Origin of the sequence: Sphaerisporangium perillae, from assembly GCF_023276435.1 — a bacterium.
GTDB lineage: Bacteria > Actinomycetota > Actinomycetes > Streptosporangiales > Streptosporangiaceae > Sphaerisporangium > Sphaerisporangium perillae.
The window spans coordinates 253,350-280,063 of record NZ_JALLPO010000001.1 but is presented as its reverse complement, the minus strand read 5'-3'; the positions used below and the strand labels follow the sequence as shown (position 1 = coordinate 280,063).

At 70.3% G+C, this 26,714-nt stretch carries 27 protein-coding genes; 12 read left to right on the top strand and 15 right to left on the bottom strand.

Annotation, left to right across the window (positions count from 1 at the left end; genetic code table 11):
* Window positions 1-103 precede the first annotated feature (103 nt).
* Both MYF83_RS01245 and MYF83_RS01240 read left to right on the top strand, forming a co-directional pair.
* Window positions 104-1,072 carry an amidohydrolase family protein gene (locus tag MYF83_RS01245; RefSeq protein ID WP_248958241.1) on the top strand — a complete coding sequence of 323 codons (969 nt, stop codon included), beginning with the start codon at window positions 104-106 and terminating at the stop codon, window positions 1,070-1,072.
* Window positions 1,050-1,559 carry a cysteine dioxygenase gene (locus MYF83_RS01240; protein WP_248958240.1) on the top strand — a complete coding sequence of 170 codons (510 nt, stop codon included), beginning with the start codon at window positions 1,050-1,052 and terminating at the stop codon, window positions 1,557-1,559. Before MYF83_RS01245 ends, MYF83_RS01240 begins: the two co-directional genes overlap by 23 nt.
* Here the strand turns inward: MYF83_RS01240 and MYF83_RS01235 are convergent.
* Window positions 1,514-2,899 carry a glycerophosphodiester phosphodiesterase gene (locus tag MYF83_RS01235; protein ID WP_248958239.1) on the bottom strand — a complete coding sequence of 462 codons (1,386 nt, stop codon included), beginning with the start codon at window positions 2,897-2,899 and terminating at the stop codon, window positions 1,514-1,516. The two genes, MYF83_RS01240 and MYF83_RS01235, sit on opposite strands and share 46 nt — an antisense overlap.
* A 258-nt stretch (window positions 2,900-3,157) precedes the next feature.
* Here MYF83_RS01235 and MYF83_RS01230 point away from each other — a divergent pair, with 258 nt between their 5' ends.
* Window positions 3,158-4,453 (top strand): ABC transporter substrate-binding protein, encoded by a 1,296-nt coding sequence (locus MYF83_RS01230; RefSeq protein WP_248958238.1) that lies wholly within the window; start codon window positions 3,158-3,160, stop codon window positions 4,451-4,453.
* Window positions 4,454-4,490: 37 nt separating this feature from the next.
* Here MYF83_RS01230 and MYF83_RS01225 read toward each other — a convergent pair whose 3' ends face one another.
* Genes MYF83_RS01225 through MYF83_RS01200 form a run of 6 tightly spaced genes read right to left on the bottom strand, consistent with a single transcriptional unit; the run spans window position 4,491 to window position 10,670 of the window.
* Entirely contained in the window at window positions 4,491-5,750 is a 1,260-nt protein-coding gene (locus MYF83_RS01225; protein ID WP_248958237.1) for a CynX/NimT family MFS transporter, read from the bottom strand.
* Window positions 5,751-5,775: 25 nt separating this feature from the next.
* Window positions 5,776-7,239, bottom strand: coding sequence for a benzaldehyde dehydrogenase (locus MYF83_RS01220; protein WP_248958236.1), 1,464 nt, complete (start codon window positions 7,237-7,239; stop codon window positions 5,776-5,778).
* 51 nt (window positions 7,240-7,290) lie between these two features.
* Window positions 7,291-8,097 (bottom strand): ABC transporter ATP-binding protein, encoded by an 807-nt coding sequence (locus MYF83_RS01215; protein WP_248958235.1) that lies wholly within the window; start codon window positions 8,095-8,097, stop codon window positions 7,291-7,293.
* Entirely contained in the window at window positions 8,090-8,899 is an 810-nt protein-coding gene (locus MYF83_RS01210) for an ABC transporter permease (RefSeq protein WP_372500074.1), read from the bottom strand. Before MYF83_RS01210 ends, MYF83_RS01215 begins: the two co-directional genes overlap by 8 nt.
* A gap of 5 nt (window positions 8,900-8,904) precedes the next feature.
* Window positions 8,905-9,693, bottom strand: a complete 789-nt coding sequence (locus MYF83_RS01205; protein ID WP_248958234.1) for an ABC transporter permease — start codon at window positions 9,691-9,693, stop codon at window positions 8,905-8,907.
* Window positions 9,690-10,670 carry an ABC transporter substrate-binding protein gene (locus MYF83_RS01200; RefSeq protein ID WP_248958233.1) on the bottom strand — a complete coding sequence of 327 codons (981 nt, stop codon included), beginning with the start codon at window positions 10,668-10,670 and terminating at the stop codon, window positions 9,690-9,692. The genes MYF83_RS01205 and MYF83_RS01200 overlap by 4 nt, the downstream gene beginning before the upstream one ends.
* A gap of 235 nt (window positions 10,671-10,905) precedes the next feature.
* Here MYF83_RS01200 and MYF83_RS01195 point away from each other — a divergent pair, with 235 nt between their 5' ends.
* Window positions 10,906-11,697, top strand: a complete 792-nt coding sequence (locus MYF83_RS01195) for an IclR family transcriptional regulator (protein WP_248958232.1) — start codon at window positions 10,906-10,908, stop codon at window positions 11,695-11,697.
* Between the two features lie 123 nt (window positions 11,698-11,820).
* Complete coding sequence (locus MYF83_RS01190) at window positions 11,821-13,038, top strand: LacI family DNA-binding transcriptional regulator (RefSeq protein ID WP_248958231.1); 1,218 nt, start codon at window positions 11,821-11,823, stop codon at window positions 13,036-13,038.
* A 74-nt stretch (window positions 13,039-13,112) separates the two neighbouring features.
* Here MYF83_RS01190 and MYF83_RS01185 read toward each other — a convergent pair whose 3' ends face one another.
* Entirely contained in the window at window positions 13,113-13,826 is a 714-nt protein-coding gene (locus MYF83_RS01185; protein ID WP_248958230.1) for an SDR family oxidoreductase, read from the bottom strand.
* 111 nt (window positions 13,827-13,937) lie between these two features.
* Between MYF83_RS01185 and MYF83_RS01180 the strand changes: the two genes are divergently transcribed.
* A complete protein-coding gene (locus tag MYF83_RS01180) occupies window positions 13,938-14,765 on the top strand; it encodes a helix-turn-helix domain-containing protein (RefSeq protein ID WP_248958229.1) in 828 nt (275 codons plus the stop codon).
* A gap of 56 nt (window positions 14,766-14,821) precedes the next feature.
* Here MYF83_RS01180 and MYF83_RS01175 read toward each other — a convergent pair whose 3' ends face one another.
* Window positions 14,822-15,451: a class I SAM-dependent methyltransferase gene (locus MYF83_RS01175; RefSeq protein WP_248958228.1), complete on the bottom strand. Its 630-nt coding sequence runs from the start codon at window positions 15,449-15,451 to the stop codon at window positions 14,822-14,824.
* A 249-nt stretch (window positions 15,452-15,700) separates the two neighbouring features.
* Between MYF83_RS01175 and MYF83_RS01170 the strand changes: the two genes are divergently transcribed.
* Entirely contained in the window at window positions 15,701-16,357 is a 657-nt protein-coding gene (locus MYF83_RS01170; RefSeq protein WP_248958227.1) for a TetR/AcrR family transcriptional regulator, read from the top strand.
* Window positions 16,358-16,712: 355 nt separating this feature from the next.
* Here MYF83_RS01170 and MYF83_RS01165 read toward each other — a convergent pair whose 3' ends face one another.
* The gene (locus MYF83_RS01165; protein ID WP_248958226.1) at window positions 16,713-16,907 is read right to left on the bottom strand and encodes a DUF397 domain-containing protein; all 195 of its coding nucleotides are present in this window, start codon (window positions 16,905-16,907) and stop codon (window positions 16,713-16,715) included.
* Window positions 16,898-17,725: a helix-turn-helix domain-containing protein gene (locus tag MYF83_RS01160; RefSeq protein WP_248958225.1), complete on the bottom strand. Its 828-nt coding sequence runs from the start codon at window positions 17,723-17,725 to the stop codon at window positions 16,898-16,900. The genes MYF83_RS01165 and MYF83_RS01160 overlap by 10 nt, the downstream gene beginning before the upstream one ends.
* A gap of 197 nt (window positions 17,726-17,922) precedes the next feature.
* Between MYF83_RS01160 and MYF83_RS01155 the strand changes: the two genes are divergently transcribed.
* Window positions 17,923-18,309, top strand: a complete 387-nt coding sequence (locus MYF83_RS01155; RefSeq protein ID WP_248958224.1) for an ATP-binding protein — start codon at window positions 17,923-17,925, stop codon at window positions 18,307-18,309.
* Between the two features lie 250 nt (window positions 18,310-18,559).
* On the opposite strand, the gene MYF83_RS01150 is transcribed toward MYF83_RS01155, so the two are convergent.
* Complete coding sequence (locus MYF83_RS01150) at window positions 18,560-19,051, bottom strand: MarR family winged helix-turn-helix transcriptional regulator (protein WP_248958223.1); 492 nt, start codon at window positions 19,049-19,051, stop codon at window positions 18,560-18,562.
* Between the two features lie 68 nt (window positions 19,052-19,119).
* Here MYF83_RS01150 and MYF83_RS01145 point away from each other — a divergent pair, with 68 nt between their 5' ends.
* From MYF83_RS01145 to MYF83_RS01135, 3 genes are all read left to right on the top strand, one after another.
* Window positions 19,120-20,337 carry an MFS transporter gene (locus tag MYF83_RS01145; RefSeq protein ID WP_248958222.1) on the top strand — a complete coding sequence of 406 codons (1,218 nt, stop codon included), beginning with the start codon at window positions 19,120-19,122 and terminating at the stop codon, window positions 20,335-20,337.
* Window positions 20,338-20,392: 55 nt separating this feature from the next.
* Window positions 20,393-21,364: a zinc-binding dehydrogenase gene (locus MYF83_RS01140; protein WP_248958221.1), complete on the top strand. Its 972-nt coding sequence runs from the start codon at window positions 20,393-20,395 to the stop codon at window positions 21,362-21,364.
* A 481-nt stretch (window positions 21,365-21,845) separates the two neighbouring features.
* Window positions 21,846-22,283, top strand: coding sequence for an ester cyclase (locus MYF83_RS01135; protein ID WP_248958220.1), 438 nt, complete (start codon window positions 21,846-21,848; stop codon window positions 22,281-22,283).
* 109 nt (window positions 22,284-22,392) lie between these two features.
* Here the strand turns inward: MYF83_RS01135 and MYF83_RS01130 are convergent, their stop codons facing one another.
* The gene (locus tag MYF83_RS01130) at window positions 22,393-23,640 is read right to left on the bottom strand and encodes an MFS transporter (RefSeq protein ID WP_248958219.1); all 1,248 of its coding nucleotides are present in this window, start codon (window positions 23,638-23,640) and stop codon (window positions 22,393-22,395) included.
* Window positions 23,641-23,787: 147 nt separating this feature from the next.
* On the opposite strand from MYF83_RS01130, the gene MYF83_RS01125 reads away from it, so the two are divergent.
* The gene (locus MYF83_RS01125) at window positions 23,788-24,768 is read left to right on the top strand and encodes an ArsR/SmtB family transcription factor (RefSeq protein ID WP_248958386.1); all 981 of its coding nucleotides are present in this window, start codon (window positions 23,788-23,790) and stop codon (window positions 24,766-24,768) included.
* Window positions 24,769-24,918: 150 nt separating this feature from the next.
* Here MYF83_RS01125 and MYF83_RS01120 read toward each other — a convergent pair whose 3' ends face one another.
* Together MYF83_RS01120 and MYF83_RS01115 are read right to left on the bottom strand one after the other, a co-directional pair.
* Window positions 24,919-25,794: a carbohydrate ABC transporter permease gene (locus MYF83_RS01120; RefSeq protein WP_248958218.1), complete on the bottom strand. Its 876-nt coding sequence runs from the start codon at window positions 25,792-25,794 to the stop codon at window positions 24,919-24,921.
* Window positions 25,791-26,678 carry a carbohydrate ABC transporter permease gene (locus tag MYF83_RS01115; protein WP_248958217.1) on the bottom strand — a complete coding sequence of 296 codons (888 nt, stop codon included), beginning with the start codon at window positions 26,676-26,678 and terminating at the stop codon, window positions 25,791-25,793. Before MYF83_RS01115 ends, MYF83_RS01120 begins: the two co-directional genes overlap by 4 nt.
* Window positions 26,679-26,714: the final 36 nt, after the last annotated feature.

Here is a 26,714-nt window from a genome sequence, read left to right as displayed (position 1 = left end):
CGCTTCACTGAAACGAATCAGTGAATCGCTTCACGGCTGACTCCGCACATTGCCGACAAAGTCGATAGGTATTGTGGGATAAGCTGGCTGGTGAGGAGGTGACATGGGCATCGACGTGCACCAGCACATCTGGACACCCGGATTCGTCGACGCGCTGCGCGGACGCGGCACGCCGCCGTTCCTCTCCGGCTGGACCCTGTACCTCGACGGCGAGGCACCGTACGCGGTGAACCCGCTCGACCACGACCTCGGCCATCGGCTCACGTTCAACGCCGGCCACGGCATCGACCTCGCGCTGGTGTCGCTCTCGAGCCCGCTCGGCATCGAGCACCTGGCCCCCGAGGACGCGTGGCCACTGCTCCGCGCCTACCACGACGGGGCGCTCGCGCTGCCGCCGACGTTTCGCGCGTGGGCCTCCACCTGCGTCACCGAGATCGACCCCCAGCGCACCGCCAAGGTCCTCGACAGCGGCTTCGCCGGGCTCCAGCTCCCCGCGACCACCCTGCTCGACGCCGCGGGCTTCGCCCGGGTCGCCCCGCTGCTCGACCTGCTCGAAGACCGCGACCTGCCGCTGTTCGTCCATCCCGGTCCGGCCGGGGCCGCAGGCACCGGAGCCGCACCGGCCGCCGGAGCCGCGGCGCCCGCCGGAGCCGCCGAGGAGCCCGGCTGGTGGCCGGCGATGGTGCCCTACGTCCAGCAGATGCACGCCGCCTGGTACGCCTTCCGCGCGTTCGGCCGCCCCCGGCACCCCCGGCTCCGCGTCTGCTTCGCGCTGCTCAGCGGCCTCGCTCCCCTGCACGTGGAGCGATTCATCGCCAGAGGCGGGTCGGCCCGGGGCGCCGTCGACACCGACGCCTTCCTGGAGACCTCGTCCTACGGCCACCAGGCCATCGACGCGATCACCCGGGTGGCCGGCGTCGAGGTCGTCGTCCTCGGCTCGGACGCCCCCTATGCCTCACCGGCCTCGGCGTTGCTCGGCGAGGCGATCGAGCACCAGATCTCGGTGACCAATCCAACACGTCTGCTCAACCTGAAAGGAGCCGTGCCAGATGACCTGGGAGTCATTGCCTGACCGATACCTGAACAAGCGTGAACTGCGCGACCTCGTCGAAGATCTGGCGCAGCGGCCCGAGCTGTGGTCGCCGCACGTCGAGTTCGGCGATAGTGGAGAGGCGCGGCACTACGCCTCCCTCCACCGTGACTCCTTCGTCGACATCTGGGTCATCTGCTGGCGTCCCGATGACGACACCGGCTGGCACGACCACGACGTCTCCTCCGGCGCCGTGCGGGTGGTCGCGGGCGCGGTCAAGGAGTCCAACCCCCGCATCGGCGGCGCCCACCTGGAGACCCTCGTCGCGGAGGGCCAGTCGCTGTCGTTCGGGCCCGAGCACATCCACCGGATCAACGGCTACGCGCCGGAGAGCGTGTCGATCCACGCCTACTCGCCCCCGCTGTGGCGCCTCGGCCAGTACTCCATCAGCGACGACGGCGTCATGCGCCGCGCCTCGGTGAGCTACGCGGACGAGCTGCGCCCGATGGACACCGAGGCGCTCGTCTGATCGGCCGGTGCGCCGGAGAGCCATGAGGGCTCCTCGGCCGGTGCGCCGGGGAGATCTGAAAGCTCCTCGGCCGGTGCGCCGGGGAGACCTGAAAGCTCCTCGGCCGCTGCGTCACGACCGCTCTCGGGTCCGCCCACGCCGCTCGTCAGCGCGTCGCGGGTCCGCCGGGCGATGCCGGGATCGTCGGTGAACACCCCGTCCACGCCGAGCCCGTACAGCATCCTGAGCCAGCCCGTCACGTCGCCGTGCGCGGCCGCGTACCCCGGCGCCGCCGGGTCGCCCTGCCGGAAGCGGGCGGGCAGGTAGGCGTTCTCCGGCCGGACGGTCCAGACGTGGATGGCCAGGCCCTGGCGGTGGGCGTCCTCCACCAGCGTGGTCGGGTCGCGCAGCTCGCCATCGCGGCGCGCCGGCAGCACCAGGCGGGTCGGCACGCCGATCGCGTCGGCGTAGGAGGCGATCTGCGCGAGCCCCGCGGGAGTCGCCAGGTCGCGGTAGGTGCGCGGGTCCCCCGCCGCGACCAGGTCGCGGGGAGCGCCCGACGACTCGAGCAGCTGGACGAGCCGCAGGCGGGTCCTGCCGCGCAGCGCCCGCAGGTTGGCGGTCTCGAACGACTGGATGAACACCGGGTCGGACTTCTCGCGCCAGCCGTACCGGCCGAGGGTCGCGAGCAGCGGCTCCTCCAGGGGCAGCCCGATGGAGGTGAAGTAGCCCGAGTGCTTGGTCTCGGGATAGACCCCGACGCCGGCCCGCTTCGCCAGGGCCACGATCTCGTCGAAGGTCGCGATCGGCGCCAGGCCGTCGAAGGCGGCGCTGTCGGGACGCAGTCTCGGCAGCCGCTCCACCGCGCGCAGCGTGCGCAGCTCGGCAAGGGTGAAGTCCTCGGTGAACCAGCCGGTGAGATTGCGGCCGTCGATCACCTTGGTGGTCCTGCGCGCGGCGAACTCCGGGTGCCGGGCGACGTCGGTGGTGCGGGAGATCTCGTTCTCGTGCCGGGCGACGAGCACGTGGTCCTTGGTCGACACCAGGTCGGGCTCGATGAAGTCCGCGCCCATCTCGATGGCGGTCCGGTAGGAGAGCAGGGTGTGCTCGGGCCGGTACGCGCACGCGCCCCGGTGCCCGATGACGACCGGATACGGCCCGAGGGACAGGACCGTACCGAACCCCGCCAGGGTGGCCGTACCGGGCAGCACGCCAGAGGGCATATCGGAGGGCGGGTCAGGGGACGTGCCGAACGTCGTGGCAGGGGAGGTATCGGACGCCAGGTCGGCGGAGGCGACACCGGGGACGAGGGACAGCACGCCGGCCAGCGCTCCGGCCGCGAGCCATGGAAGGCAGGTCACGCTCGATGTTAGGCCTGGTCATCCGCTCTGCCGCCCGCATGACACGCGCGCTGTGCCCTACATACCTCCGACGACTATCGGGGATCACCAGCGACCGCCCACCTTTATCGGCAATCATCTCCCCAGAGCAACGATCATCACCATGAACCAGTCGAACAACCGCGCTTCCGGCCAGATGCGGCACGGTCGCGCGGGGTCGAGCCGTAGCGTCCGGCCATTCCCGTTCAGCTCCGGCATGTCCTGATATCGGAGGCTTGCATGCAGGACTTATCCCTCCCCCGCAGAGCCTTACTCAAGGGCGTGGGCCTCGGCGCCCTCGCCGCGACCGCCACCGCGTGCGGTCCAGCCGGGCCGGACGCCGGGGCGCGTGACGGAAAGATCGTCATCGGGTACGTCAGCCCGCAGTCCGGGGCTCTCGCCGGCTTCGCCTCCGGAGACGCCTTCGTCGTGGACCGCGTGCGCCAGACCCCGCCGTACGCGAAGGGATTCACGGTCGGCGGGAAGACGTACGAGATCGAGATCGTGGTCAAGGACAGCCTGTCGGACCCCAGACTGGCGGCGCGGGCGGCGCGCGAGCTCATCTCGCACCACAAGGCCGACATGATCCTCACCAGTTCAGCCCCTGAGACGACCAACCCGGTGGCGACGGTGTGCGAGGCCCAGGGGATCCCCTGCGTCGCGACCGTCGTCCCGTGGGAGGCCTGGTACTTCTCCCGGCAGGCCGACCCGGACGATCCCCGGCCCTTCACCTACACGACCATGTTCTTCCTCGGGGTCGACGAGTTCGGCGGGTGCTTCGTCCCGATGTGGGAGCGGATCTCGTCCAACAAGATCGTGGCCGGCATGTTCCCGGACGACGCCGACGGCAACGCCTTCCGCCGCGCCTGGCCGCCGATCATCGAGAAGGCCGGGTACACCTGGGTGGACGGCGGCGCCTACAAGCAGGACAGGAGCTTCGGCTCCATGATCTCCAAGTTCATGCGCGAGCAGTGTGAGATCTTCATCAACGCCCCGCTGACCCCCGACTTCAACCGGATGTGGCGGCAGGCGGCGGCGGACGGCTTCCGGCCCCGGCTGGCGACGGTGGCCAAGGTCCTGCTGTTCCCCTCGGACACCCTGCCTCTGGGCGACCTGGTGGACAACATCGCGACCGACTCGTGGTGGGGGCCGTACATGCCGAACACCTCGTCGCTGGACGGGGAGAGCGCCAAACGGCTCGCGGAGGCGTACCAGTCGGCGAGCGGCAGGCAGTGGCTGCAGACCCTCGGCTCGGTCTACTCCCTCTTCGAGATCGCCCACCAGGCCTTCACGGCGGTCGACACGCCCCGGGACAGGAAGGCCGTCGCGGCGCGGCTCAGGGCGCTGAACTACTCCGGCATGTCGGGCGTGCTGGACTTCTCCCGCGGGCCGGTGCCGGGCGTGGCCATCCAGCAGCCCGTGGGGGTGCAGTGGAAGAAGGGCGTCGGCCGGTTCCCCTACGAGATGATGGTCGTGGACAACAGCCTCAACCCCGCCGTCCCGATCGGCGCGGAGCTCCTACCGACCAACCAGTGAGCGAGCCCGTACGACCGCCCGTTCGCGGCGGGCCGTCTCAGGCGTCCGAGGCGACGATCGGAGGCCGCCGGCTCCGCGCCTCATCGGACGGCGAGGGCGACCGCCCGGCGAGGACGCCCGAGACCAGTTGCAGTGCGCATGCCGCGACGCCGACGGTGAGCGGCAGGGTCCAGCCGCCGGAGAGCTGGTGGAGCAGGCCGATCAGGAAGGGGCCGAGCGCCGCCAGCAGGTAACCGGAGGTCTGGGCCACGGCCGACAGCGCGGTCACCGAGGCGGGGTCGGGAGCGCGCAGCGCGATGATCAGCAGGGCGAGCGCGATCGAGGCCCCTTGGCCGAGGCCAAGGATGATCATCCACAGCCACGGGAGCGTCGCCGGGGCGAGCAGCACGCCGAGGTACCCCGCGACGGTGACCAGCGTGGCCGTCACGGTGTGCGGCACCTGCGAGCGGGCACGGCCGGCGTGCAGCGGCACCGTCAGCGTGGCGACGATCTGCGACAGGTTGGTCAGCGCCAGCAGGTAGCCGGCCTGGTCGGCGGGCAGCCCCGCGTCCCGGAAGATCGTCGGCAGCCAGGCCAGCATGATGTAGAAGGTCAGCGACTGCAGCCCCATGAACAGCATGACGTACCAGGTCACGCGCCTGCGCAGCAGCATGGCGTACGGCCGGTGGCCGCCGCCCGGCCGGCCGGCGTACCGCCGCAAGGCCTGCGGCGCCCACAGGAGCGCCGCCGCCAGCGCGAGCAGGGCCACCGACGCGGCGGCCGTGCGCCAGCCGTACCGCTGCTCGATGGGCACCATGAGCGCCGAGGCCGACGCCGCGCCCGTCACCAGGCCGGAGACGTAGATGCCGGTGAACAGCCCGATGCGGTCGGGGAAGTGCTGCTTGACCACACCCGGCATGACCACGTTCATGATCGCGATGGCGGTGCCGGCGACGGCGGACCCGGCGTACAGGGCCACGATGCCGCCGGCGCCGCGCACCAGGGTGCCCGCCGCCAAGATGAGCAGCCCGATCAGCAAGGTGCGGTCCAGGCCGACGCGCGTCGCCATGGCCGGGGCCACCGGTGCCAGCAGGCCGAGGCAGACCACCATGACCGTGGTGATCGCCCCGCCCGCCGCGGGGGTGAGGCCGAGATCGCCCATGATCTCGCTCAGCAGCGGCGACACCCCGGCGAGGGCGGGCCGCAGGTTCAGCGAGGCGAGCACGAACCCCGCGACCAGCAGCACCCGCACCGCGCCGGGACGGCCGGACAGGACGGAACCAGGCTTCGGAGCACGATCCGCGGCAGGGGGGGTCATAGGCTCCGGAGCCTATCGGTGACCATCAGAACGGGTACCTGGCGATGTCACCCTGCATGGTCACCCACTGGGTGTCGGTGAACGCCTCGATGTTGGCCCTGGTGCCGCCGAACCTCGACCCCGTCCCGGAGGCGCCGACGCCGCCGAAGGGGGCGACCGCCTCGTCGTCCACGGTCTGGTCGTTGATGTGCACGATGCCGGTGGGGATGAGGTCGGCGAGGGCCAGCCCCTTCATGGCGTCGCGCGTCAGGATGCCCAGCGACAGCCCGTACTCGCTCTCGGCCGCCAGCGACGCCGCCTCCTCCATGGAGGAGAACGGCATGACCGGGGCGACCGGCCCGAAGACCTCCTCGGCGTAGGCCGGGGCGGACGCCGTCAGGTCGGTGAGGACGGTCGGGCGGTAGAACAGCCCCTCGTAGGTGCCGCCGGCCGCGAGCCGGGCGCCGCTGTCGAGGCTGCCGGTGACCAGCGCGTGGACCTTGTCCCGCTGGCGCTGGTCGATGAGCGGGCCGAGGGCGACCTCCTGGGTGGCCGGGTCCCCGACCGGCATGTGGTCGGCCTTCGCCGCGAGCCGCTCGACGTACTCGTCCTTGATCGAGGAGTGGACGAGGTGCCGTCCCGCGGTCATGCAGATCTGGCCCTGGTGGAAGAACGACCCCCACGCGCCGGCGGAGACGGCGAGGTCCAGGTCGGCGTCGTCGAGGACGATCAGCGCCGAGTTGCCGCCGAGCTCCAGGTGGACCCGCTTGAGGTGCCGGGCGGCGAGCTCGCCCACCTTGCGCCCGGCGGCGGTGGAGCCGGTGAAGGAGACGACCCTGACCCGGGGGTCGGCGACGAGCGTCTCGCCCGCCTCCACGCCGCCGGGCAGCATGTGCAGCACGCCCGGAGGCAGGCCCGCCTCCTCGAACACCCGGGCGATGGCGACGCCGCCGCAGACGGCGGTGCGCGGGTCCGGCTTGAACACGACCGCGTTGCCGAGGGCCAGTGCGGGGGCGACCGACCGGATGCCGAGGATCAGCGGCGCGTTGAACGGGGAGATGACGCCGACCACCCCGACCGGCACGCGGCGGGCGAGGCTGAGGCGCTTCTTGGCGGTGGGCAGGATCTCACCGGGAGGCTGGGAGGCCAGCGCCGCGGCCTCGTAGCACTCCTGCGCGGCGACGTAGGTCTCGAAGCCGGCCTTGCCGGGGATCGAGCCGGACTCGCGGATGAGCCAGTGCTGGATGTCGGCGGCGTGCTCCTCGAACAGGCGGCCGGCCCTGCGCAGGACTCCCGCGCGCTCCTCGAAGGAGGCCGCGGCCCACTCCCGCTGGGCCTTGGCGGCCTGAGCGGCCGCCTCGGTGACGTCGGCGGGGCCGGCGACCCCCGCCCTGGCGATCTCGTTGCCGGTGGCGGGCTCGATCACCGGCGCGTCGCCCGCCTGGGAGGCGGTCCATCCGTTGCCGCCGTAGATCGATCCCGACCAGATCTTAGGGTCGAGGAAATCCATGATGAACATCCTTTCTGTGGTGCTGTGGTGCGCGCCCGCCCGGCTCCGCCTTCACCGCGCGTCCTTCACCTGCTGGATCGGCGAGTCCTGCGAGGGCCGTGCGTCCTTCGCCTGCTGGATCCGCGCGTACACCTGGCCGCGCAGCTCCGCGAACCGCTGGAGCCCCCGGGTGGTGAGCTGGTCGCGCTCCGCCGGCAGGTCGACCTTGATGTCCTCCACGACGACCGTGGGCGACGCCGACAGGACGATCACCCGCCGGCCGAGGTAGATGGCCTCGTCGATGTCGTGCGTGATGAACAGCGTGGTGGTGCCGAGCCGCTGCCAGATGCGCAGGACCAGGTCCTCCAGCTCGGCGCGGGTCTGCGCGTCGACCGCCGCGAACGGCTCGTCCATGAGCAGCACCTGCGGCTCGTACGCGAGGGCCCGCGCGATCGCCACCCGCTGCTGCATGCCGCCGGAGAGCTGCCAGGGGTAGGCCTGCGGCACGTCGGCCAGGCCGACGGCGGAGAGCGACTCGGCGACCAGCTCGGCGCGGCGCGCCCGCGGCAGCTTCTTCTCCTTCAGCGGCAGCTCGACGTTCTGCTGGACGGTCATCCAGGGGAACAGGCTGCGGCCGTACTCCTGGAACACCACGGCCATGTTGTCGGGCGGTCCGCTCACCGGGACGCCGGCGACCCGGACCGAGCCGGCGGTCGGGGCGAGCAGCCCGGCGACGCACCGCAGCAGCGTGGTCTTGCCGCATCCCGACGGGCCGACGACGCAGGCCAGCTCGCCCGCGTCGAGCTGGAAGGACAGGTCGCCGACCGCCTCCCGCCCGGTCGTCTCGTAGATCTTCTTCAGACCGGTGACCTCAAGCACGGTGGCTCCAATGCCAGGAAAGGACGCGGCGTTCCACCTGCCGGAAGAGCACGGAGAGCCCGAACCCGAGCAGCCCGAGAAGCAGGATTCCGCTCCACATCTCGGGGATGGCGAAGCCGCGCTGGAACAGCACGATCGTGAATCCGAGCCCGCTGCTGCTGGCGAACATCTCGCTGATGACCATGAGGATGATCGCGATGGAGAGGGCCTGCCGGAGCCCTGCCATGATCTGCGGGCTGGCTCCGCGCAGGACCAGATGGCGCAGCCGCGCCCCGCCCCGCACCTTGTACATCCGGCAGGTGTCGGAGAGCACCTCGTCGATCGCCCGGACGCCCTCGACCGTGTTCAGCAGGATGGGCCAGACGCACCCGGAGACGATGACCAGGATCTTCATCCCGTTGTCGATGCCCGCCAGCAGCATGATCAGCGGAACGAGCACGGGCGGCGGGATCGCGCGGAAGAACTCCAGGACCGGCTCGGCCGCCGCGCGCAGCCGTACCGACAGGCCTATCGGCACGCCGAGGCCCACGCCGATCAGAGTCGCGAGGGCGTACCCGGCGAGCAGCCGCGCGATGCTCGGCAGGGCGTCGTCGAACAGCCGCTGGGAGAACCACGTCTCCACGAACGCCTGGGCGACGCGCGGCGGGGTGGGCACGTAGAAGCTCTCGGACGTCACGCTGAACGCCCACCAGCCGAGGATCAGCAGGACGGGCAGCCCGAGCAGGCGAAGCAGCCTGCGGCCGAGGCCCCCGGCCGCCGAACTCCGCGCGGGAGCCGTCTCCCGCTCGACCTCAAGGTCCACCGAGGTCACGACGCCACCTCCCCGCGTACGGACGGATGCCAGGCGAGCACCCTGCGCTCCAGCGCGCGGACGGCGAGGTTCACCACGATGCCGACGAACCCGGCCAGCACCACCAGGCCGTACGTGGTGGCGACCGCGCCGCTGGACTGCGCCGTCTGGATCTCCAGGCCGAGCCCGGGGCTGCCGATGACCAGCTCGGCGGTGATCGCGAGGATGAACGCCACGGCGGCGGCCAGCCTGAGCCCGGTCATGATGTACGGCAGGGCCGTCGGCCACACCACGTGCCGGATCCGCGACCACGGCGACAGCCCGTACGAGCGCGCCGTGTCGTCGGCCACCGTGTCGACGTCGGCGACGCCGTACATCACCTGGATGAGCACCTGCCAGAAGGACGCGTAGATCACCAGCAGCAGGGTGGAGCCGAGCGAGGCGCCGAACAGCAGCGTCGCCAGCGGGATCAGCGCCACCGACGGGATCGGCCGGAGGAACTCGACGGTGGAGTGGGAGGCCGCCCGCAGCCCGGGGACGGCGTCGATGACGACGCCGATGGCCACCGCGGCGCAGAAGGCGATGGCCAGGCCGAGGGCCCAGCCCCGCATCGTCTCTCCGAGGGCCGTCCACAGCGTGGCCGTGCGGAGCTCGGCCGCGAGGGCGCCGAGGATCTCCGAGGCGGGCGGCAGGAACCGCCTGTCCACGATGCCGAGCCGGGGCACCGCCTCCGTCACCGCCAGCAGGCAGGCCGGCCCCATCAGGCCGTACAGGACCTTCGTGCGGGCCGGCGTCGACCCGGTCATGGCAGCAGCGCTCCGAGGTCGGGCTTCTGCTTGAGCGTGCCGTCGCTGAGAGCCGCGTCCGCGATGGTCTGGATGGACTCACGGTTGATCGTCGTCGGCCACTTCGGCAGGTAGATCTTGGCGATGACCGCGGGGTCGATCTTGGTGTAGGTCTTGAGGATCTCCCTGACCTCCTCCGGGTGGCCGTCGGCGTACTCGAGGGACTCGTTGATCGCCGCCGTGAACCGCTTGACCAGGTCAGGGTCGGTCTTGGTGGTGGTGAAGTACGTCGCCACGGTGAGGTTCGGGGCGGCGTCGGCGAAGTTCCACGCGACCGGCCGGGCCCCCTGGGCGATCGCCTGGCTGACGAACGGCTCCACCACCCAGATCGCGTCGACCCGTCCCGCCTGCAGCGCCGCGGGGGCGTCGGGGAACGCGAGCTCCACGAACGTCACCTTCGACGGGTCGCCGCCTGCCTTGCGCACCGAGGCGCGGATGGTGGTGTCGCCGATGTTCTTCAGCTGGTTGACCGAGACCGTCTTGCCTTCGAGATCCTTGGCGGTCTTGATCGGGCTGTCCTGCTTCACCAGCACGGCGCTGAAGTCCTTGCCCTGCTCTCCGGTGGAGGAGACGCCGTTGGCGACCGCCTTGACCGGCAGGCCCTGCTCCTTGGCGGTCAGCAGCGAGGTCACGTTTCCGAACGCGAACTGGAACTGGCCGCCGACCGTGCCGGAGACGCTGGCCGCGCCTCCCTGGACGGGGGTGATGGACAGGTCGATGTTCTGCTTGTCGAAGAAGCCTTTGGCCTTTCCGAGATGGATCGGCGCCGTGTCCACGATGGCGATCACACCGGCAGTGACCTTGTCCTTCCCGCCGGACTTGGCGCCCTCGGAGGACCCGGAGGAGCCGCAGGCCGCGGCGAGGGTCACGATGGCTGCGGTGAGACAAATACGAGCGGAGCGGCGCATGAGCACTCCAAGGGGGGTATCGAGCGACATGTGTTCGCTCTGCGAACGAGCGTTCTGGGGAGGAACGTGTCAGTGCAAGCTATCCCCGTGACAAGATCGCGTCAACGTCACGGAAACATGGAGGTTACAGGTCCGTTGACCATCTCGCGCCTGAGTAAGTAGCGTCCCCGCGAGAACTTGTGTTCGGCAGACGAACGAGACCGCGAGACGAACACGCCGAGAGCGGCACATGCTGGTATAACGGTCACCGCGAAAGGGGCCGATCATGGCGGAGGAGTACGTCCAGTCGCTCGCCCGGGGGCTGGCGGTCATCCGTGCCTTCGATGCCATGCATCCGGAGCTCACGCTGAGCGACGTGGCCCGCGCCACCGGGCTCACCCGCGCCGCCGCCCGGCGGTTCCTGCTGACGCTGGTCGAGCTGGGGTACGTCCGCACCGATGGGCGCCTGTTCGCGCTGTCCCCGCGGGTGCTGGAGCTCGGCTACGCCTACCTGTCCAGCCTGTCCCTGCCCGAGGTGGCCCTCCCCCACCTGGAACGGCTGGTCGCCGAGGTCCACGAATCCGCCTCGGTCTCCGTGCTGCACATCTCCGACATCGTGTACGTGGCCCGCGTGCCGACCACCCGCATCATGCGGGTCACGATCAGCATCGGCACGCGCTTCCCCGCCCACTGCACCTCGATGGGCCGGGTGCTCCTCGCCTGGCTGCCGCCCGCCGACCTGGAGGCGTACTTCGCCGTCGCCGACCTGGAGCGGCGCACCTCCCGCACGATCACCTCCCGGGACGCGCTCGTCGCCGAGCTCGAACGGGTGAGGGCGCAGGGCTGGGCCATGGTCGACCAGGAACTCGAGGAGGGCCTGCGCTCGATCGCCGCGCCCATCCGCGACCGGAGCGGCCAGGTCGTCGCGGCCGTGAACCTCTCCTCCCACGCCAGCCGCACCACCGTCGAGTCCGCCCGCCGCGACCTGCTGCCCCCGCTGCTCGCGACCGCCGCGCGCATCGAGGCCGACCTTCACACCACCGGCGGCGGCCACCGCACCGCCATGCCCGCCACCTGACCTACCCGGTGCGCCCGCGCGGCGGACCGGCGAGCACACCGGCCGTCGCCGGCAAGGACATGTGTGAAACCCTGAGGGTTGACAACGTTGTCACACCTGCTGAGATGCGGGATGATGCGGACCGTGGTAGAGACCAGACGCGGGCGGCCCACCATGAACGACGTCGCCGCCACCGCCGGCGTCGCCCTCAAGACCGTGTCCCGCGTGGTCAACGACGAGCCGGGCGTCAACGCGGCGACCGCCGAACGGGTCCGCCAGGCCATCGAACTGCTCGGCTACCGCCGCAACGACGGCGCCCGCGTCCTGCGCCGCGGACGCACGGCCAGCATCGGCCTGGTCATCGAGGACGTCGCCGACCCGTTCTACTCGGGCCTGAGCCGGGCCGTGGAGGACGTCGCACTCCGCAACGGCTCCCTGGTGTTCACCGGCTCCTCCGGCGAGGACCCCCAGCGCGAGCGCGAACTGGTTCTCGCCTTCTGTGCGCGCCGCGTCGACGGGCTGGTCATCGTGCCCGCCGGGTACGACCACGGCTACCTCGCCCCCGAACTGCACGCCGGCATCCGCGCCGTCTTCGCCGACCGCCCCACCGGCCCCGCGCTGGACGTCGACACCGTGCTGTGCGACAACGCGGGCGGCGCCAGGACGGGTGTGGCCCACCTCATCGCCCACGGCCACCGGCGCATCGCCTTCCTCGGCGACAACGCGGTGATCTTCACCGCGAAGGAACGCCTGAGCGGCTACCGCGAGGCGCTCGACGCGGCCGGCCTGCCCTACGATCCGTCCCTGGTCTCCATGGGGCCGCCCGAACAGGCACGGGTCACCGCCGCCATGGCCGGCATGCTCGCCCTCGACCACCCGCCCACCGCCCTGTTCACCGGCAACGGCCAGACCACGGTCGCCGCCCTGCGCGCCCTCGAAATCCTCTCCGCCCGCGACCCCGAGCCGAACTCCTCGCGCGGCGGCGGCTCCGCGTCCGCAAGCCCTCGGGGGCCGGCGTCCCCACGCCACAGCGGACCGGCGTCCTCAGGCCCCGGCGGGCAGGAGTCCTCACGCGAAGGCGGGTGGGCGTCCTCACGCGAAGGCGGGTGGGCGTCCTCACGCCACGGCGGGCAGCGGCTCGCGGCGAGCCTCGCGATCGTGGGCTTCGACGACTTCCAGCTCGCCGACCTGCTCTCTCCCTCGATCACCGTGGTCGCCCAGGACCCCATCCGCCTCGGCCGCACGGCCGCGGAGCTGCTCTTTCGCCGCCTTGCCGGAGAGAACGGCCCCGTCGAGCGCATCCAGCTCCCCACCCACCTCATCCCCCGCGGCTCCGGCGAACTCCCCCCAGCGACATTCTGAGAGCTTGACGAGACGAAGACGCCCGCGCCGCTGCAGGACTACCTGGCGGGCGCGGAGAGAGGGGCGGCGCCGGTTCAAGTGAGGCGGTGGCCGCCGTCGACGTGCAGCACCGTTCCAGTGATGAATCCGTTGCGCATCACCGACACGAACGCCTGGGCGATGTCGTCGGGAGTGCCGATGCGTCGGGCAGGGAGTCGCTCGGCCATTTCGGCGAAGGCCGCCTGTTTGTCTATGTTGAGCTGGTTCCAGACGGGAGTGTCCACCCAGCCGGGGGAGATTACGTTCACCCGCACGGGCGCCAGTTCGATCGCCAGCCCGTATGCCAGCGATGCGAGCGCGCCGTTGGCTGCGGCCACGATCGTGTTCGACCCGTTCGGCCGGTACGCGTTGATGCCCGAGGTGTACGTGATCGACCCGGTCACCCGCTCGGCCGCGTGCTTACCGACCAGCCAGGCGCCCAGCAGCTTGGTGTCCACCATGGCCCTGGCGGTCGCTGTGGCGACGTCGGTGATCCGGCCGTACACCCCGGTAGCGTCCGCCGCGGTGACCGCCACGTGATCCACTCGCTCCACCCGGGCGAACAGTTCGGCCACGTCCTCCTCCCGGCCGATGTCCGCCGGCACCGTGCTGATCTTCCCCTGCGCGGCCCGCTCCAGCTCCGCCTGGGCCGCCGCGAGCCGGTCCGCGGACCGGCCGACGATCGTCACATCCATACCTTCGGCGAGCATGGTCCGGGCCAGTGCCAGGCCTATCCCGGAGCCGCCGCCGATGATCATTGCGTTGGTCATGATCCGAGTTTCCGCCGATCCTCGGGGACCGGGAAGGCCGTGCGGTTCCTGGGTGTGAGACGGCCACCCAGGAGTGGATCGCCCGGTGGCACACTTCAAGTCATGAACGCGATGGCGGAGTTCCTCCGGATCCGGCGCGGGCGGATCGGCCCGGCCGACGTCGGGCTGCCCATCGGGCCGCGCGCCCGCCGAATCCCTGGATTGCGCCGCGAGGAACTGGCCGCGCTGGCCGGGGTCAGCGTGGACTACTACACCCGGATCGAGCAGGGCCGCGAGACCGCGCCCAGCGACTCGGTACTGGACGCGCTGGCCCGGGCCCTGCGACTCACCGACGACGAGCACACCCACCTTCTCACCCTCGCCGACCGTGCCGCCGGGCGGACGCCGCGCCGCCGCCCCGCCGACCCGCAGCCGGCCCGCCCTGGCCTGCGGCTGCTGCTGGAATCGGTCCGGCCCAGCCCGGCGTACGTGCTCAGCGAGGTCAACGACGTGCTGGCCGCCAACCCGGAGGGCCTGGCGCTGATGCCCGGGCTCGGCGACTGGCCGCCCGGACAGCGCAACACGATCCGGTACACATTCCTGCACCCGTCCGCGCGGACGCTCTTCGCCGACTGGGACCGGGTGGCCCGCAACAGCGTCGCGCATCTGCACACCGCCGAGCTGACCGCCCCCGAGCCGACCGCCGCGCTGGTCGCCGAACTGTCCGCGGCCAGCGGCGAGTTCGCCGCGCTGTGGCGCCGGTACGAGGTATGGGTCAAGCGCGGCGGCGAGACCGCGTTCCGGCACCCGGTGATCGGCCCGGTCACCCTCGCCAACGACGTGCTCAGCACCGCCGGTGACGGCCAGCGGATGCTGGTCTACCAGGCCGCGCCCGGCACGGCCGAACACGACGCCCTGGTACTGCTGGCAATGGCCACCGAGGACGTAGGCACCGCCTAACTGCCAACCTGATTGTTTGTGAGGACTGCCTCGGCCGCACGGAAGCTACGCCGCCCTCATTTGATCGTCGCCGCCCCGATTACGCAGGGAGAACTTGGCCTGGTGCGACCGTCGATGAGGAAATCGAAGTGCCGGGCCCGGTCGATGATGAATCCCGCGTCGGTGATGGCCCGCTCGGTGTCGCGTGCGAGGTGGCAGCCCGCCCCCTGCAACGGCCAGAGCAGGTCCAGGGCCCGCTGCATCCGCGCGAAACCCGGACGCGGTGAGCGGATGTGCTCGTAGAAGTACAGGTGACCGCCGGGACGCAGCACGCGGGCCGCTTCAGCCAGGGAACGGGGGACATCGCGGACCGAGCACAGCACCTGGGAGGCCACGACGGCATCGACCGAGTTGTCGGGCAGTGGCAGGTGCTCGGCGTGGCCCGCGCGGACCTCCACGGGTACGGGGGCGTGAGCGGCGGCGCCTTCAGCCAGCAGGCGCAGCTGAGGTTCGGGTTCGATGGCGATGACCTGCCGCACGGTGGGCGGGTAGTGGCGGAAGTTGGCGCCGTGCCCGGCTCCGATCTCCAGGACGCGGCCGCCGGCCGTGGCGAGCAGTTCCCGGCGGTGTTCGAGCGCTCCGTGGGCGTCTTCGTAATCGCTGACGCGCGGATAAAGACGCGCGAACAACGGGTGGCGGACCGTCATCCGCCCGCCCTCCGGCCGTGCCAGCGGTCCAAGCGGTGCAGGCGCGTGGATCCGGCCGCCTCGTTGTGTCTCATGTCTGGCGCCTCCTTGGGAATCTTGTCTTTCGGGATGACCACAACGCGCGCCTCCCGAGGGGGAACGGTCGCCTGATCAGCCACCGACCTTCCCTGCACGGTGTACATGAACGCTGTACATTGACGTAGTACATGAACGTTGTACAGGAGACCTTGTACCGCTTACAGTTGTCAAGTGGCTCCAGAGAAACTGACCCGCCAGGCCGTCATTGAGCGGGCGTTGAAGCTCGCCGACACCGATGGGCTCCAGGCGGTCACCATCCGCCGGCTCGCCGCCGAGCTCGGCGTCACGCCGACGGCGCTGTACTGGCATGTCAAGAACAAGGACGAGCTGCTATCCGCGCTCGCCGACCACCTGCTCGCGGCGCTCGTCGCCGACGTGGACCCGAACCGGCCCTGGAACCAGCGTCTCCGCGCGATGGTCACCGCGCTGGTGGAGCAGACTCGCGCGCACCCGTACCTGTCCACCCTGCTGCCGATGATCGACAAGAGCGCGGCCGAGGAATACCGCCGGGCCACCGACACCGCGATCGGGCTGCTCACCGAGGCCGGGTTCACGCTCCAGGAAGCCGACCAGGTGGCCACCTACCTGCTCCTGGGGGCCACGACGATGGTGTCCTGCCAGCCCGGCGGCGTGGGAAGCGACGAGGAGGAGGCCGCGGAGCTCAGGCGGCAGCATCGTCTCGACCTGGAACGCCTACCTCCCGGTCGTTACCCCTACCTGGCCGCCTTCGCCGCCACCCTCTCCAACCCCCCCGACCTCGACGCCTACTACTCCTTCGGCATCCACCTCCTGCTGTCCGCGGTGGAGACCACGGCCCCGAACAGATGAGGAGTTTCCGGAGACCGGGTGGGACGGCGGATAATCGGCATGCCCGTCTCGCCCTAAATGGATCACTTCTGCAAGATCGACCGCGCTCAACGCTAGATCTCCGGCCCGATCCATGCCGCTTTGATGCGAATTGACCGGCCGCACCAAACCCGGTAAACCCCTTGAAATCAGGTCACTGCGTGATCATCAGCGCCAAATACGACTCGGATGATCTTGCAGGCTTGATCACAACGACGCCGCCGCCAAGCCGTGAGCAAACTTTCCCCTGATCTTCCACTGCTCCGACGAGCCACCTCTGATCGCCTGGCCGGCGCAGCAGCGAGCCCCGCGCATATCCAGCCCGGAGACGTCGCTGTCAGCCGGCCGCGTTCTTCAAGCCGGCAAGGAAGGCGCGCCATTCGTCCGAGGCGACCACCAGCACCGGACCACCTGGATCCTTGCTGTCGCGCACCCCCACCACCCCGGCCAGATTCGCCGCCACTTCCACGCACGAACCGCCGTCCGAACCCGACTTGGACGACTTGCGCCACACCGCCGACCCTAAGTCCACCTGTCCATCTCCTTCTTAATGACCTTCAAACTCATGTGCTGGGGAAGAGCCTCCACACGCAAGGCGTCATACCGCTCGCCGATCGATTTAACTATCTCCGGGGCATCCGTCACCGTTCCCTGTATCGAAGACTCCGCCCAGACGGTTGTCCAGTGCCCCGGAAGCTCCGTAATCACGAATGCGCTCATCAATCCGCACGTCGAGGACGCCTCGTACGGGAGAATCTGGATCTTGACTTTCGGGTGCTCTGCGATCTCCAGCAAGTACGCCAACTGCTCACGCATCACCGCAGACCCGCCGATCGGCCGATGCAGGACTCCTTCGTCGATGATGGCCCAGAGGGTCGGAGGGTCGGGCTTCGAGAGCACAGACCTGCGCTGGAGCCGTGTGGCAAGACGTTGTTCGAGCAGCTCTTGCGTGACTCCAGGTTCTCCGGCCAGCACGTGCCGCGCATAGGCCTCGGTCTGCATCAGGCCGAAGACAAGGAGCGGGTCCCACGTCCGGAGGGCGGTCGCCTCCTGCTCGGCTTCCAAACCATGGCGAAACCAGGGCGGAGCGGCGTCCTTCCAGCGGTCGGCCATCATCCACAACTCAGTGAGGATGCCATCGAGGCCGAAGATCTCGTCGCACCGCTGGGCGAAGATCTTCTCAGGCTTCCGTGCCGCCCGTTCGACCATTCCCACCATACTCGGCGAAAACAGGACCTTTTTGGCTAACTGCGTCTGGGTGAGGTTTGCCGCAAGGCGCTGATTTCGCACCTCAAAGCCAAAACGAGCCAACGGCGAACTATCGGGATTCAACTCCACCGGTTGCGGCATCAACCCCTCCTCAAATGCGCCTGGTCCGCCGTAACACCGTCGACGCACTCAACCGTGTGTTCACAGTGCAATCATTTGACTCCATACGGTAACGAACAATGGCCACTCTTGGGAGAGGAAAACAACAGATGACATGAGGGTCCTACCGGCTGCGCGGGACTTCGCGTGTCATCTCGACCGCGGAAACGAGGTTCGGCATGGCCACGGAGTTCCTGTCCGGCTCATTGGATCTGGTCGGCACGGAGGCCTCTGTACCCGTGGCGCGGGCGTTCGTACGCGCGACGCTGGGGGCCGGGCATCCCGCCCTGGACGACGTGACGCTCCTGGCGTCGGAGCTGACGACCAACGCCGTGGTCCACTCCAACTCACGGGACGGCGGACCGGTCAGGATCACGCTGGCGGAAACTGATCAAGCCATCCGGGTGACTGTGCAGGACGCCGGCGCGGACACCCTGCCCATAGTGTCCGGTGACCTCTCAGGCGAAGGGGGACGCGGTCTCTTCCTCGTGGAGCAACTCTCCGGGCACTGGGGTATCGACGAGGACGCCACCGGCCGCGCCGTCTGGTGCGAGGTCAAATTCTGACGACGGACGACAGTTCGGTTAACCCCATACGGCCCACCCGGGCACCCACTTGGGTGGGCAAGCACTTGACGCCCACCCAGCACAAGACGACCCGGCCAATGCGCATCATCCGTCAGAACACAAGGCCCACCGCGCTTCCACCGGACCAGATCATCGGACAGCAGGCCGGAGGTGGCGGAGGGCATGGCTCCGGGAGTGCCGGAGCGGCGAGGCCGTTCAGGGGTTGAGGGTTCGCCCAGGTCAGCCCAAGTCAGCGGCCGGACTCCACCTGGACGAGCATGCGTTTGAGCAGGGCGATGAGGGTGTCCTGCTCGGCGGGGTCCAGTGGCCTGACCATGGCGTCCTCCGCGGTGCCGCGGTATTCCATGGCGGCGAACCACCGGTCATGTCCCAGCTCGGTGAGTTCGACGTCGACGCGCCGCCGATCCTCCGTGCTGCGGAGCCTGCGGACCAGGCCCGCGTTCTCCAGCGTCTCGAGCCGGCCGGTGATCCCGGCCGGGGAGACCATCAGTTCGGCCGCCAACTCGGAGGGCGTGGCCCGCCAAGGCGCTCCACGCGAGGCGAGGCGGTGCAGGGTCTCGAACTCGAACCCTTGCAGCCCGACCTTGGCCAAGGCCCGGTCCTTCGCGTGCCCGACGTGCCGGGCCAGAAGCTGGATGCGCGTGATGATCGCCTCCACCCGCTCGTCGAAGGGCGCCTTGTCGCGCCAGCGGGCGAGATGCCGATCGACAGAGTCCTCCATCGCCCCAGTATGCTACGTCATCAAGTATTTCGTTGACAAATGATTTGCCAACGAAATACCTTCCCGTCATGAGCTCCCCCACACGCCGGCTGCTGACGGGCCGGACGATCGCGGCGCTGGCCACCGCGCTGATCCCCACGACGCTGACACTCGCGGTCGTCCGGGCCACCGGTTCCGCAGCGGACCTCGGTCTCGTCCTGGCCTGCGAGCTGTTGCCGATGCTGGTCCTGCTGCCCGTGGCGGGGGTGATCGCCGACCGCTTCCCGCCGCAGCGGATCGTCCTTGCGGCCGATCTGCTGCGCGGCGCCGCCCAGCTCGCGATCGCGGCCGAACTGCTCACGGGTGTGGCGCGCATCCCGGATCTGGCGGCGCTGTCGGCGCTCACAGGCGCGGGGGTGGCCTTCGGGACACCCGCCGTACGGACGCTGATCGCCGCCGTGGTGGCGGAGCCGGAGCGGCTGCGCACCAACGCGCGGCTCGGCGTGGCCACCGGGCTCGCCCAGGTGACCGCCCCCGCCATGGCCGGAGCGCTGGTGCTGGCGGTGGGAGCGGGCTGGTCCTCGCTTCTCACCGGCGGGCTGTTCGTCGGTTCCGCGCTGACGCTCGGCGGCCTGCGACCGGTCCGTGCCGCCCGCCGCAATCCGCGACGGGCGTTCATCACAGAACTCGGCGAGGGGTGGGCGGAGACCCGCCGCCACCCGTGGTTCCTGGCCAGCGTGCTCGGGCACGGCGTATGGCATCTGGCGGCCGGTTTCCTGCTCACGCTCGGCCCGCTGATCGCCGTACGACACCTGGGCGGCGAGACCTCCTGGGTGATTATCACCCAGCTCGGCACGGCCGGCCTGCTGGCCGGCGTCTACGTCGCGCCGCGGCTGCCCGTCAGCCGCCCGCTGATGGCCGCCGCGGTCGGAGCGGCGGCTTACGCGCTCCCGATGGCCGCCTTCGCGGTGCCGATGCCGATGGTGCTCGTCACGATCGCGTACTGCGCGGCGATGTTCGGCCTCGGCGTACTGAGCCCACTATGGGAGACGGCCATGCAGCAGCGCATTCCCGAGGAGGCCCTTGGGCGGGTCGGGTCGTTCGACGGGCTCATCTCCTTCGCCTCCCGGCCACTGGGGCTGGCCGTCGCCGCCCCCATCGCGGCGCTGACCGGCGCCACGGCTCCGCTGCTCATCGGGGCGGTGCTGGTCGCCGCCGCGAATCTGGCCGTGCTCGCCATCCCGGACGTACGGCGGGTGCCGGTGCCCCGTACGGCGGGACACCGGCCGGAGTTGACTTCAACCTAAGTTCAAGTTCGAGACTGCCACTGGAAGAAAGTCCCGCAGGAGAAGGGTGGCAGCCATGCGCGTTGTACGGGTGGAGCAGTTCGGGGGACCTGAGGTGCTGGAGACGGTGGAGGCACCCGATCCGGTGGCCGAGCCGGGGCAGGCCGTGATCGAGGTGGCGGTCGCCGACACGCTCTTCGTCGAGACGCAGATCCGCAGCGGTGCGGCCCGCCAGTGGTTTCCGGTCGTACCGCCGTACGTCCCGGGCGGGGCGGTGGGCGGGCGGGTGCTCGCCGTGGGGGACGGAGTGGACGCCGGCTGGGTCGGCAGTGCGGTCGTGGCCGGCACCGAAGGCGGAGGCGGGTACGCCGAGCGTGCCGTCGTCCCCGCGGAGGCACTGATCGCGGTGCCCGAAGGGCTGGAAGTGCCCGACGCGGTCGCCCTGCTGCACGACGGCGTCACGGGCTTGGCCGTGTTCGAGGCGGCCGAGGTCAAGCCGGGAGACTGGGTACTGGTCACGGCGGCGGCCGGCGGCATGGGGATCCTGCTCGTGCAACTCGCTCATGCGGCCGGGGCGCACGTGGCCGCCGCCGCTCGCGGCGAGGGGAAGCTCGACCTGGCCCGGCGGCTCGGCGCCGACATCGCCGTCGACTACAGCGAGCCGGGCTGGGCCGAGCGGGTACGGGAGGCGACCGGCGGCACGGGGGCCGACGTGGTCTTCGACGGCGCGGGCGGAGAGGTCGGCCAGGCGGCGTTCGCGATCACCGCACCGGGTGGCCGCGTCTCGGCGCACGGCGCGCCCAGCGGCGGCTTCGCCCCGATCGACCCTCAGGACGCCGAACGGCGCGGGATCACCGTTCGCGGCATCCAGGACGTGCAGTTCGGCCCCGCCGAGAAGAAGCAGTTGGCCGAACGCGCCCTGGCGGAGGCCGCCGCCGGCCGGATCAGGCCGGTCATCGGGCGTACCTTCCCGCTGGACCGCGCCGCCGACGCCCACGCGGCGATCGAAGCCCGCGAAGTGCCCGGCAAGACGCTGCTCGTCATCTGAGCCAAGGCTTCTGGACACGGCCGGCCGGCCGCCGTACGCCGGCGCCGGCATCGCCGTACCCCTTCTCGCCGTCCCGGCGCCGATAGGGCGACCACTATGCCGAGCGGGGGTTAGCGAGCAAGCGAGCCGGGTGCCGGGGCAGCGAGAAACAGGCCGGGGTGCCGGGGTAGGCGAGAAGCGAGCCGGGGGTTGGCGAGCAAGCGAGCCGGGTGCCGGGGCAGCGAGAAGCACGCCGGGGTGCCGGGGTAGGCGAGAAGCGAGCGGGGGTTAGCGAGCAAGCGAGCCAGGTACCGGGGCAGCGAGAAGCACGCCGGGGTGCCGGGGTAGGCGAGAAGCACGCCGGGGTAGGCGAGAAGCGAGCGGGGAGGGGAGGCCGTCACACTCGGGACACACCCTCGCCTGGGCGGGGCACGCCTTGGACAGAGCCTGGGTGCGCCGGGGTACCGTGACTTGTAGCCGCGAGAAAGAGGGGGACCTCGCGATGTCCGACATTCAGGAAGTCATGGGCCAGATGATCGGCGCGCTCAACGAGCACGATCTTGAGGCGATGATGCGCTGCTACAGCCCGGAGGCGTTCTTCGTGTCTCCGAGCGGCAAGGGCGAGGGGGCCGACGAGGTCCTTTCCTTCTGGGCTCTCTTCCAGGAGGCGTTCCCGGATCTACAGCTGACCCCGTGGAGGAAGTGCACCTGTGGCGACACCGTGGTCATGGAGTGGATCCTCACCGGTACTCACAAGGGGCCCTACCTCATGCCCGACGGCGAGATCATCGAGGCGACCAACAGGGGTATCACCATCCGGGGGTGTAGCGTACGCAACTTCGAGAACGGCCTCATCGTCACCCATTGCATCTACTACGACCAGTTGGAGCTGCTCACCCAGCTCGGCGCCCGTCTGATCCTCGACCGGCCCGCGGATTGAACCCGGCTGCTCACCTCCATCCTCGCCGTCGAGCGTCCGTCCCCTGACAGCGTCGCCGAATGCGATTCCCGTCGAAGCGCAGACGCCGTTCGACCTGGGTCCGGCGAGGTCATCGCGGGGATCCCGTTCCTGACTTGACGCGTTCCGGGCGGAGGTGTCCTGCGAGGGCGAGAGAACCCAGGATGCCGCCCGCTCCGGTCAGCGCGATGGCGAAGTGCGTGGGTACCGCCACGGTGAGCGCGCCGGCCAGCGCGGCTCCGAGTCCCTGGGTCGTCATCTGGCCCGAGGTGAGCAGCCCGAACGCCTGGCCCCGTACGTCCTCGGGCACCGCGTCGACGAACCTGCGCTGGAGCCCGAGGTTGTAGGCGAGGCAGATACCTGTCAGTACGGCGAGCGCCAGGCACCAGGCGACGTCCGGGCGTGTGGCGAACCCGAGCATCGGCACCCCGATCGCCACGGCGAGCGGGAAGGACAGGCGTTCGCGTAGCGCGGGGGCGGCGAACCTGCCGACGGTGAAGTCCCCGGCCGCCATCCCGACCGCGAAGGCCGCGAGGATGAGGCCGGCCTGGGACGGCGCTCCGCGCTCACCGAGATAGGGGATGACGAGGGCCTCCACCCCCGCCACGAACATCACCGGTACCCACGCGGCCAGCAGCAGCCCGCGTACGCGCCGGTCCGCCAGCAGCCTCCGATTGACCCGCAGAGTGGCCCGTACGAGGTTCGTGCCACCCGTGGTCCCCGTGCCCGTCCCGGCGCGTGCGGGGCGGTCGGGCAGGCCGAGTCGCAGGACGATTGCGCTCATCCCGGACAGGACCGCGGTGATCAGAAGCGCTCCCCCGGGTCCGGCCAGGGTGAGGACGGCGCCGCCCGCGGCCAGGCCGCCGATCTGCGCCGCGGCCGAGGTGACCGTGAGGACGGAGCGGCCGAGTACGAACGCGTCACCTGGCAGCAGGTCGGGGAGCGTCGCGAAGCGCGCGGCGCCGAAGACGGGGCTGAGCGCTCCGGTGGCGACGACGAGCAGCAGCATGGCCCACACCGGCAGCCCGGTGAAGCCCAGCACCAGGCAGACGGCGACGCGGACCAGTTCCCCGGCCACCATCAACCGGCGGGGACGTACCCGATCGGCGACCGAGAGCAGGAAGGTCCCGCCGAGGACGTGCGGCAGGAACCCTGCCATGTAGGCGAGCGCGGAGAGTCCGGCCGAGCCGGTGCGCGCGTACACGAGCACGGAGAAGGCCAGCATTTTGACGCTGTCCCCGGCCACCAGCAGCGTGAAGCTCCCGAAGAGCACCCGGAACTCGGGCACGGCGAACACCTCACCGAACGTGGCTTGCCGCTCGCGCGACCCGTCCGTCATGGCCACACCCCCGCCCCCGCCTGCCGCTCGCGCGATCGCTCTGTCATGGACGCACCTCCCGCGACGATGCTGGGGGGCGGGCGGCGCCTTGGCTAAGCTTTCGGAAATAGGCGAAAGATCAAGACAGGAGTATGCGGCGTGGGCAGGATGATCCGTATCGAGGTCAGCCCGCAGGACGTCATGGCGAGCCGGTTCGCCATCTCGCCGCTCATCGAGACCATGCACGCGCTGTGGATCCTGTCGGGCGCCGCCGAGGCCGGAGTGCACCGCCCCTGGGCCGAGCGGACGCGCGAGCCGTACGAGAAGCTGCGGCGGAGCGAGCCCGGGGTGGCGGCCCTGACGGCGCTGTTCGGGAGGGGCGACTACAACGCGGACTTCATCGCTCCGCCCCCGGCCGGGGTGGACGTCGCGATCGAGGAAGAGCTGGCGGTGATGCGCGCGACGCCGCTCGCGCAGGCGCGTGACGAGATCGCGCGGAACCTGCGGGGCAGGCCCTGCCCGCCGCCGGAGATCATGGCCGTCCTCGACCGGCCGGACGTGGTGGACCGGCTCGCCGACGCGCTGGAGGCCACCTGGAAGCAGATCGTGTCCAACGACTGGCCCCGGTTCCGCGCCATCCTGCAGCGCGACGTCGTGCACCGCGCGGGACGCCTGGCGACCTACGGTTGGGCGGCGGCGCTGGACGACCTCAGTCCGCGGGTGCGGTGGCGCGCGGACGGCGGGGCCGGCCATATCGCCGTGCGGATGGACACGCCTGGGCAGGACGAACGGCACCGGCTGAGCGGGCGAGGACTGCTGTTCGTCCCCACCGTTCTCGGGCCGGGGGTGGCGGCGTACCTCGAGGACGCCTGGCCGTACGCGCTGGTGTATCCGGCCCGCGGGGTCGCCGCGCAGTACCTTCCCCCGAGAGGGCTCGCGCGGCTCATCGGGGGGACCCGCGCGACGATCCTGCTCCAGACCCCGGCCACCACCAGCCAGCTCGCCGCCCTGCTCGGCCTGAGCGTGGGCGGGACCGGTGACCACGTGGCCGCGCTGCGCGAGGCCGGGTTGATCACCGGTACCCGGGTGGGCCGCTCGGTCCTCTACCACCGGACGCCGCTCGGCGACGCGCTGGTCAACGGCGGCTGACACCACGCGCCGCGCGCCCGATCGGACCGTCAGCGTCCCGATCAGACCTTCAGCACGCCCGGTCTGACCGTCAGAACCCCCGAGTCAGCCCTTCAGCGCGCCCGAGTCAGCCCTTCAGCGCGCCCGAGTCAGCCCTTCAGCGCGCCCGCGCTAGCCCTTCAGCGCGCCGGCCATGAGGCCGCGCATGAAGAACCGGCCGAGCAGCACGTAGACGACCATCGTCGGGACCGAGGCCAGGATCGCCGCGGCCATCTGCTGGCTGTAGGGGACGGTCTGCGCGCCGGCGATGTTGTTCAGCATCACGGTCGTCGGCCACGACGTCGGCCCGGTGAGGAAGACCGCGAACAGGAAGTCGTTCCACATCGAGGTGAACTGCCAGATGATCACTACCGCGACGGCGGGACCGGAGACCGGGATCACGATCGACCAGAAGGTGCGCAGCATCCCCGCGCCGTCCACCCGGGCCGCCTCCATGAGCTCGTCCGGGATGGTCACGTAGTAGTTGCGGAAGATCAGCGTGCAGATCGGGATGCCGTAGACGACGTGGGCGAGGATCAGCCCCGGGATGCCCCCGTACACGCCGAGGTTCACCATGAGCTGGACCAGGGGGATCATCACGCCCTGGTAGGGGATGAACATGCCGAACAGGAACAGCGTGAAGACCAGGTCGGCGCCGGGGAAGCGCCACTTGGCCAGGACGAACCCGTTCATCGCGCCCAGCGCGGCCGAGATGAGCGACCCGGGGACCGCCAGCAGGAAGCTGTTGGCGATGCCCGGCTTGAGCTTCTCCCACGCCACCTGCCAGGCCTCGGTCGTCCAGATCTTGGGCAGGCTCCACGCCTGGCTCGGGTCGGCCTCGGTCAGCGGCTTGAAGCTGGTGACCAGCAGCACGTAGATCGGGATCAGGAAGACCAGGACGAAGCCGAGCAGCAGCACGAACCTGACGTAGATCGGCCAGCGCGCCTGGCGGGCGACCGGGGGAGCCTCGTGCCGGGCTGTGGACGGGGCCGCGACGGCCGTGCTCATGAGCGGTTCTCCCTGCGGGCGTTCCAGATCAGGTACGGCACGACGAAGACCGCGACGGTGAGCACGATGTACGAGGCGATCGTCGCGCCCTTGGCGGGGTCGTGGGCGTCGAAGACGGCGACCCACATGAAGACGGCGGGCACGTCGGTGATGATCTGCTTGCCGGACACCGACACGATCAGGTCGAAGACCTTGAGCGAGATGTGACCGAGGATGATCAGCGCGGACAGGGTCACCGGGCGCAGGAACGGGAAGACGATGTACCGGTAGACCTGCCACTCCTTGCAGCCGTCCACCCGCGCGGCCTCGCGCAGCTCGTCCGGCACGCCGCGGAACCCGGCCAGGAACAGCGCCATGACATATCCGGACATCTGCCAGATAGCCGGGATGGCCATCGCGGCCATCCCCCAGTCCTGGTCCCGGTACCACTCGTTCTGCAGGAACCCCAGGCCGAGGCCGTCCAGGAGCCGGTTCAGGCCGACCGCCTGCGTGTCCTGGCCGCTGTTCATCAGCCAGCGCCACACCACGCCGGTGGCGACGAACGAGATGGCCATCGGGAACAGGTAGATGGCCCGGAATCCGCCCTCGCCCCTGATCCCCTTCTCCATCAGGAAGGCGAGCAGCCAGCCCAGCGCCAGCGCGCCGCCGACGAAGACGACCGTGAAGACGATCGCGTGCCGGACCGAGATGCCCCAGCGCTCCTGGTCCCACAACGAGACGAAGTTCGTCAGGCCCACGAACTTCCCGGCGGAGATCTCATCGTGCTGGTCGGTCATGGCCAGCTTGAAGTTCCAGCCGAGCATTCCGTACACGAAGACCGCTATCGCGATGATCGACGGCGTCACCAGGAGCAGGCCTGGCAGCCATCTGCGGACGCGCGACACTCTTACCCCCAGTGAAGGCTCGCGCCCGCCGCGCGT

Coding starts and splice junctions, on each gene's coding strand:
- MYF83_RS01145 (WP_248958222.1), top strand. CDS start 19,120: ATGAGCTCCCCCACACGCCGGCTGCTGACGGGCCGGACGATCGCGGCG.
- MYF83_RS01140 (WP_248958221.1), top strand. CDS start 20,393: ATGCGCGTTGTACGGGTGGAGCAGTTCGGGGGACCTGAGGTGCTGGAG.
- MYF83_RS01200 (WP_248958233.1), bottom strand. CDS start 10,670: ATGTCGCTCGATACCCCCCTTGGAGTGCTCATGCGCCGCTCCGCTCGT.
- MYF83_RS01225 (WP_248958237.1), bottom strand. CDS start 5,750: ATGACCCCCCCTGCCGCGGATCGTGCTCCGAAGCCTGGTTCCGTCCTG.
- MYF83_RS01175 (WP_248958228.1), bottom strand. CDS start 15,451: ATGACGGTCCGCCACCCGTTGTTCGCGCGTCTTTATCCGCGCGTCAGC.
- MYF83_RS01125 (WP_248958386.1), top strand. CDS start 23,788: ATGATCCGTATCGAGGTCAGCCCGCAGGACGTCATGGCGAGCCGGTTC.
- MYF83_RS01160 (WP_248958225.1), bottom strand. CDS start 17,725: ATGCCGCAACCGGTGGAGTTGAATCCCGATAGTTCGCCGTTGGCTCGT.
- MYF83_RS01195 (WP_248958232.1), top strand. CDS start 10,906: ATGGCGGAGGAGTACGTCCAGTCGCTCGCCCGGGGGCTGGCGGTCATC.
- MYF83_RS01245 (WP_248958241.1), top strand. CDS start 104: ATGGGCATCGACGTGCACCAGCACATCTGGACACCCGGATTCGTCGAC.
- MYF83_RS01220 (WP_248958236.1), bottom strand. CDS start 7,239: ATGGATTTCCTCGACCCTAAGATCTGGTCGGGATCGATCTACGGCGGC.
- MYF83_RS01130 (WP_248958219.1), bottom strand. CDS start 23,640: ATGACGGACGGGTCGCGCGAGCGGCAAGCCACGTTCGGTGAGGTGTTC.
- MYF83_RS01205 (WP_248958234.1), bottom strand. CDS start 9,693: ATGACCGGGTCGACGCCGGCCCGCACGAAGGTCCTGTACGGCCTGATG.
- MYF83_RS01180 (WP_248958229.1), top strand. CDS start 13,938: ATGGCGGAGTTCCTCCGGATCCGGCGCGGGCGGATCGGCCCGGCCGAC.
- MYF83_RS01150 (WP_248958223.1), bottom strand. CDS start 19,051: ATGGAGGACTCTGTCGATCGGCATCTCGCCCGCTGGCGCGACAAGGCG.
- MYF83_RS01240 (WP_248958240.1), top strand. CDS start 1,050: ATGACCTGGGAGTCATTGCCTGACCGATACCTGAACAAGCGTGAACTG.
- MYF83_RS01185 (WP_248958230.1), bottom strand. CDS start 13,826: ATGACCAACGCAATGATCATCGGCGGCGGCTCCGGGATAGGCCTGGCA.
- MYF83_RS01155 (WP_248958224.1), top strand. CDS start 17,923: ATGGCCACGGAGTTCCTGTCCGGCTCATTGGATCTGGTCGGCACGGAG.
- MYF83_RS01230 (WP_248958238.1), top strand. CDS start 3,158: ATGCAGGACTTATCCCTCCCCCGCAGAGCCTTACTCAAGGGCGTGGGC.
- MYF83_RS01120 (WP_248958218.1), bottom strand. CDS start 25,794: ATGAGCACGGCCGTCGCGGCCCCGTCCACAGCCCGGCACGAGGCTCCC.
- MYF83_RS01135 (WP_248958220.1), top strand. CDS start 21,846: ATGTCCGACATTCAGGAAGTCATGGGCCAGATGATCGGCGCGCTCAAC.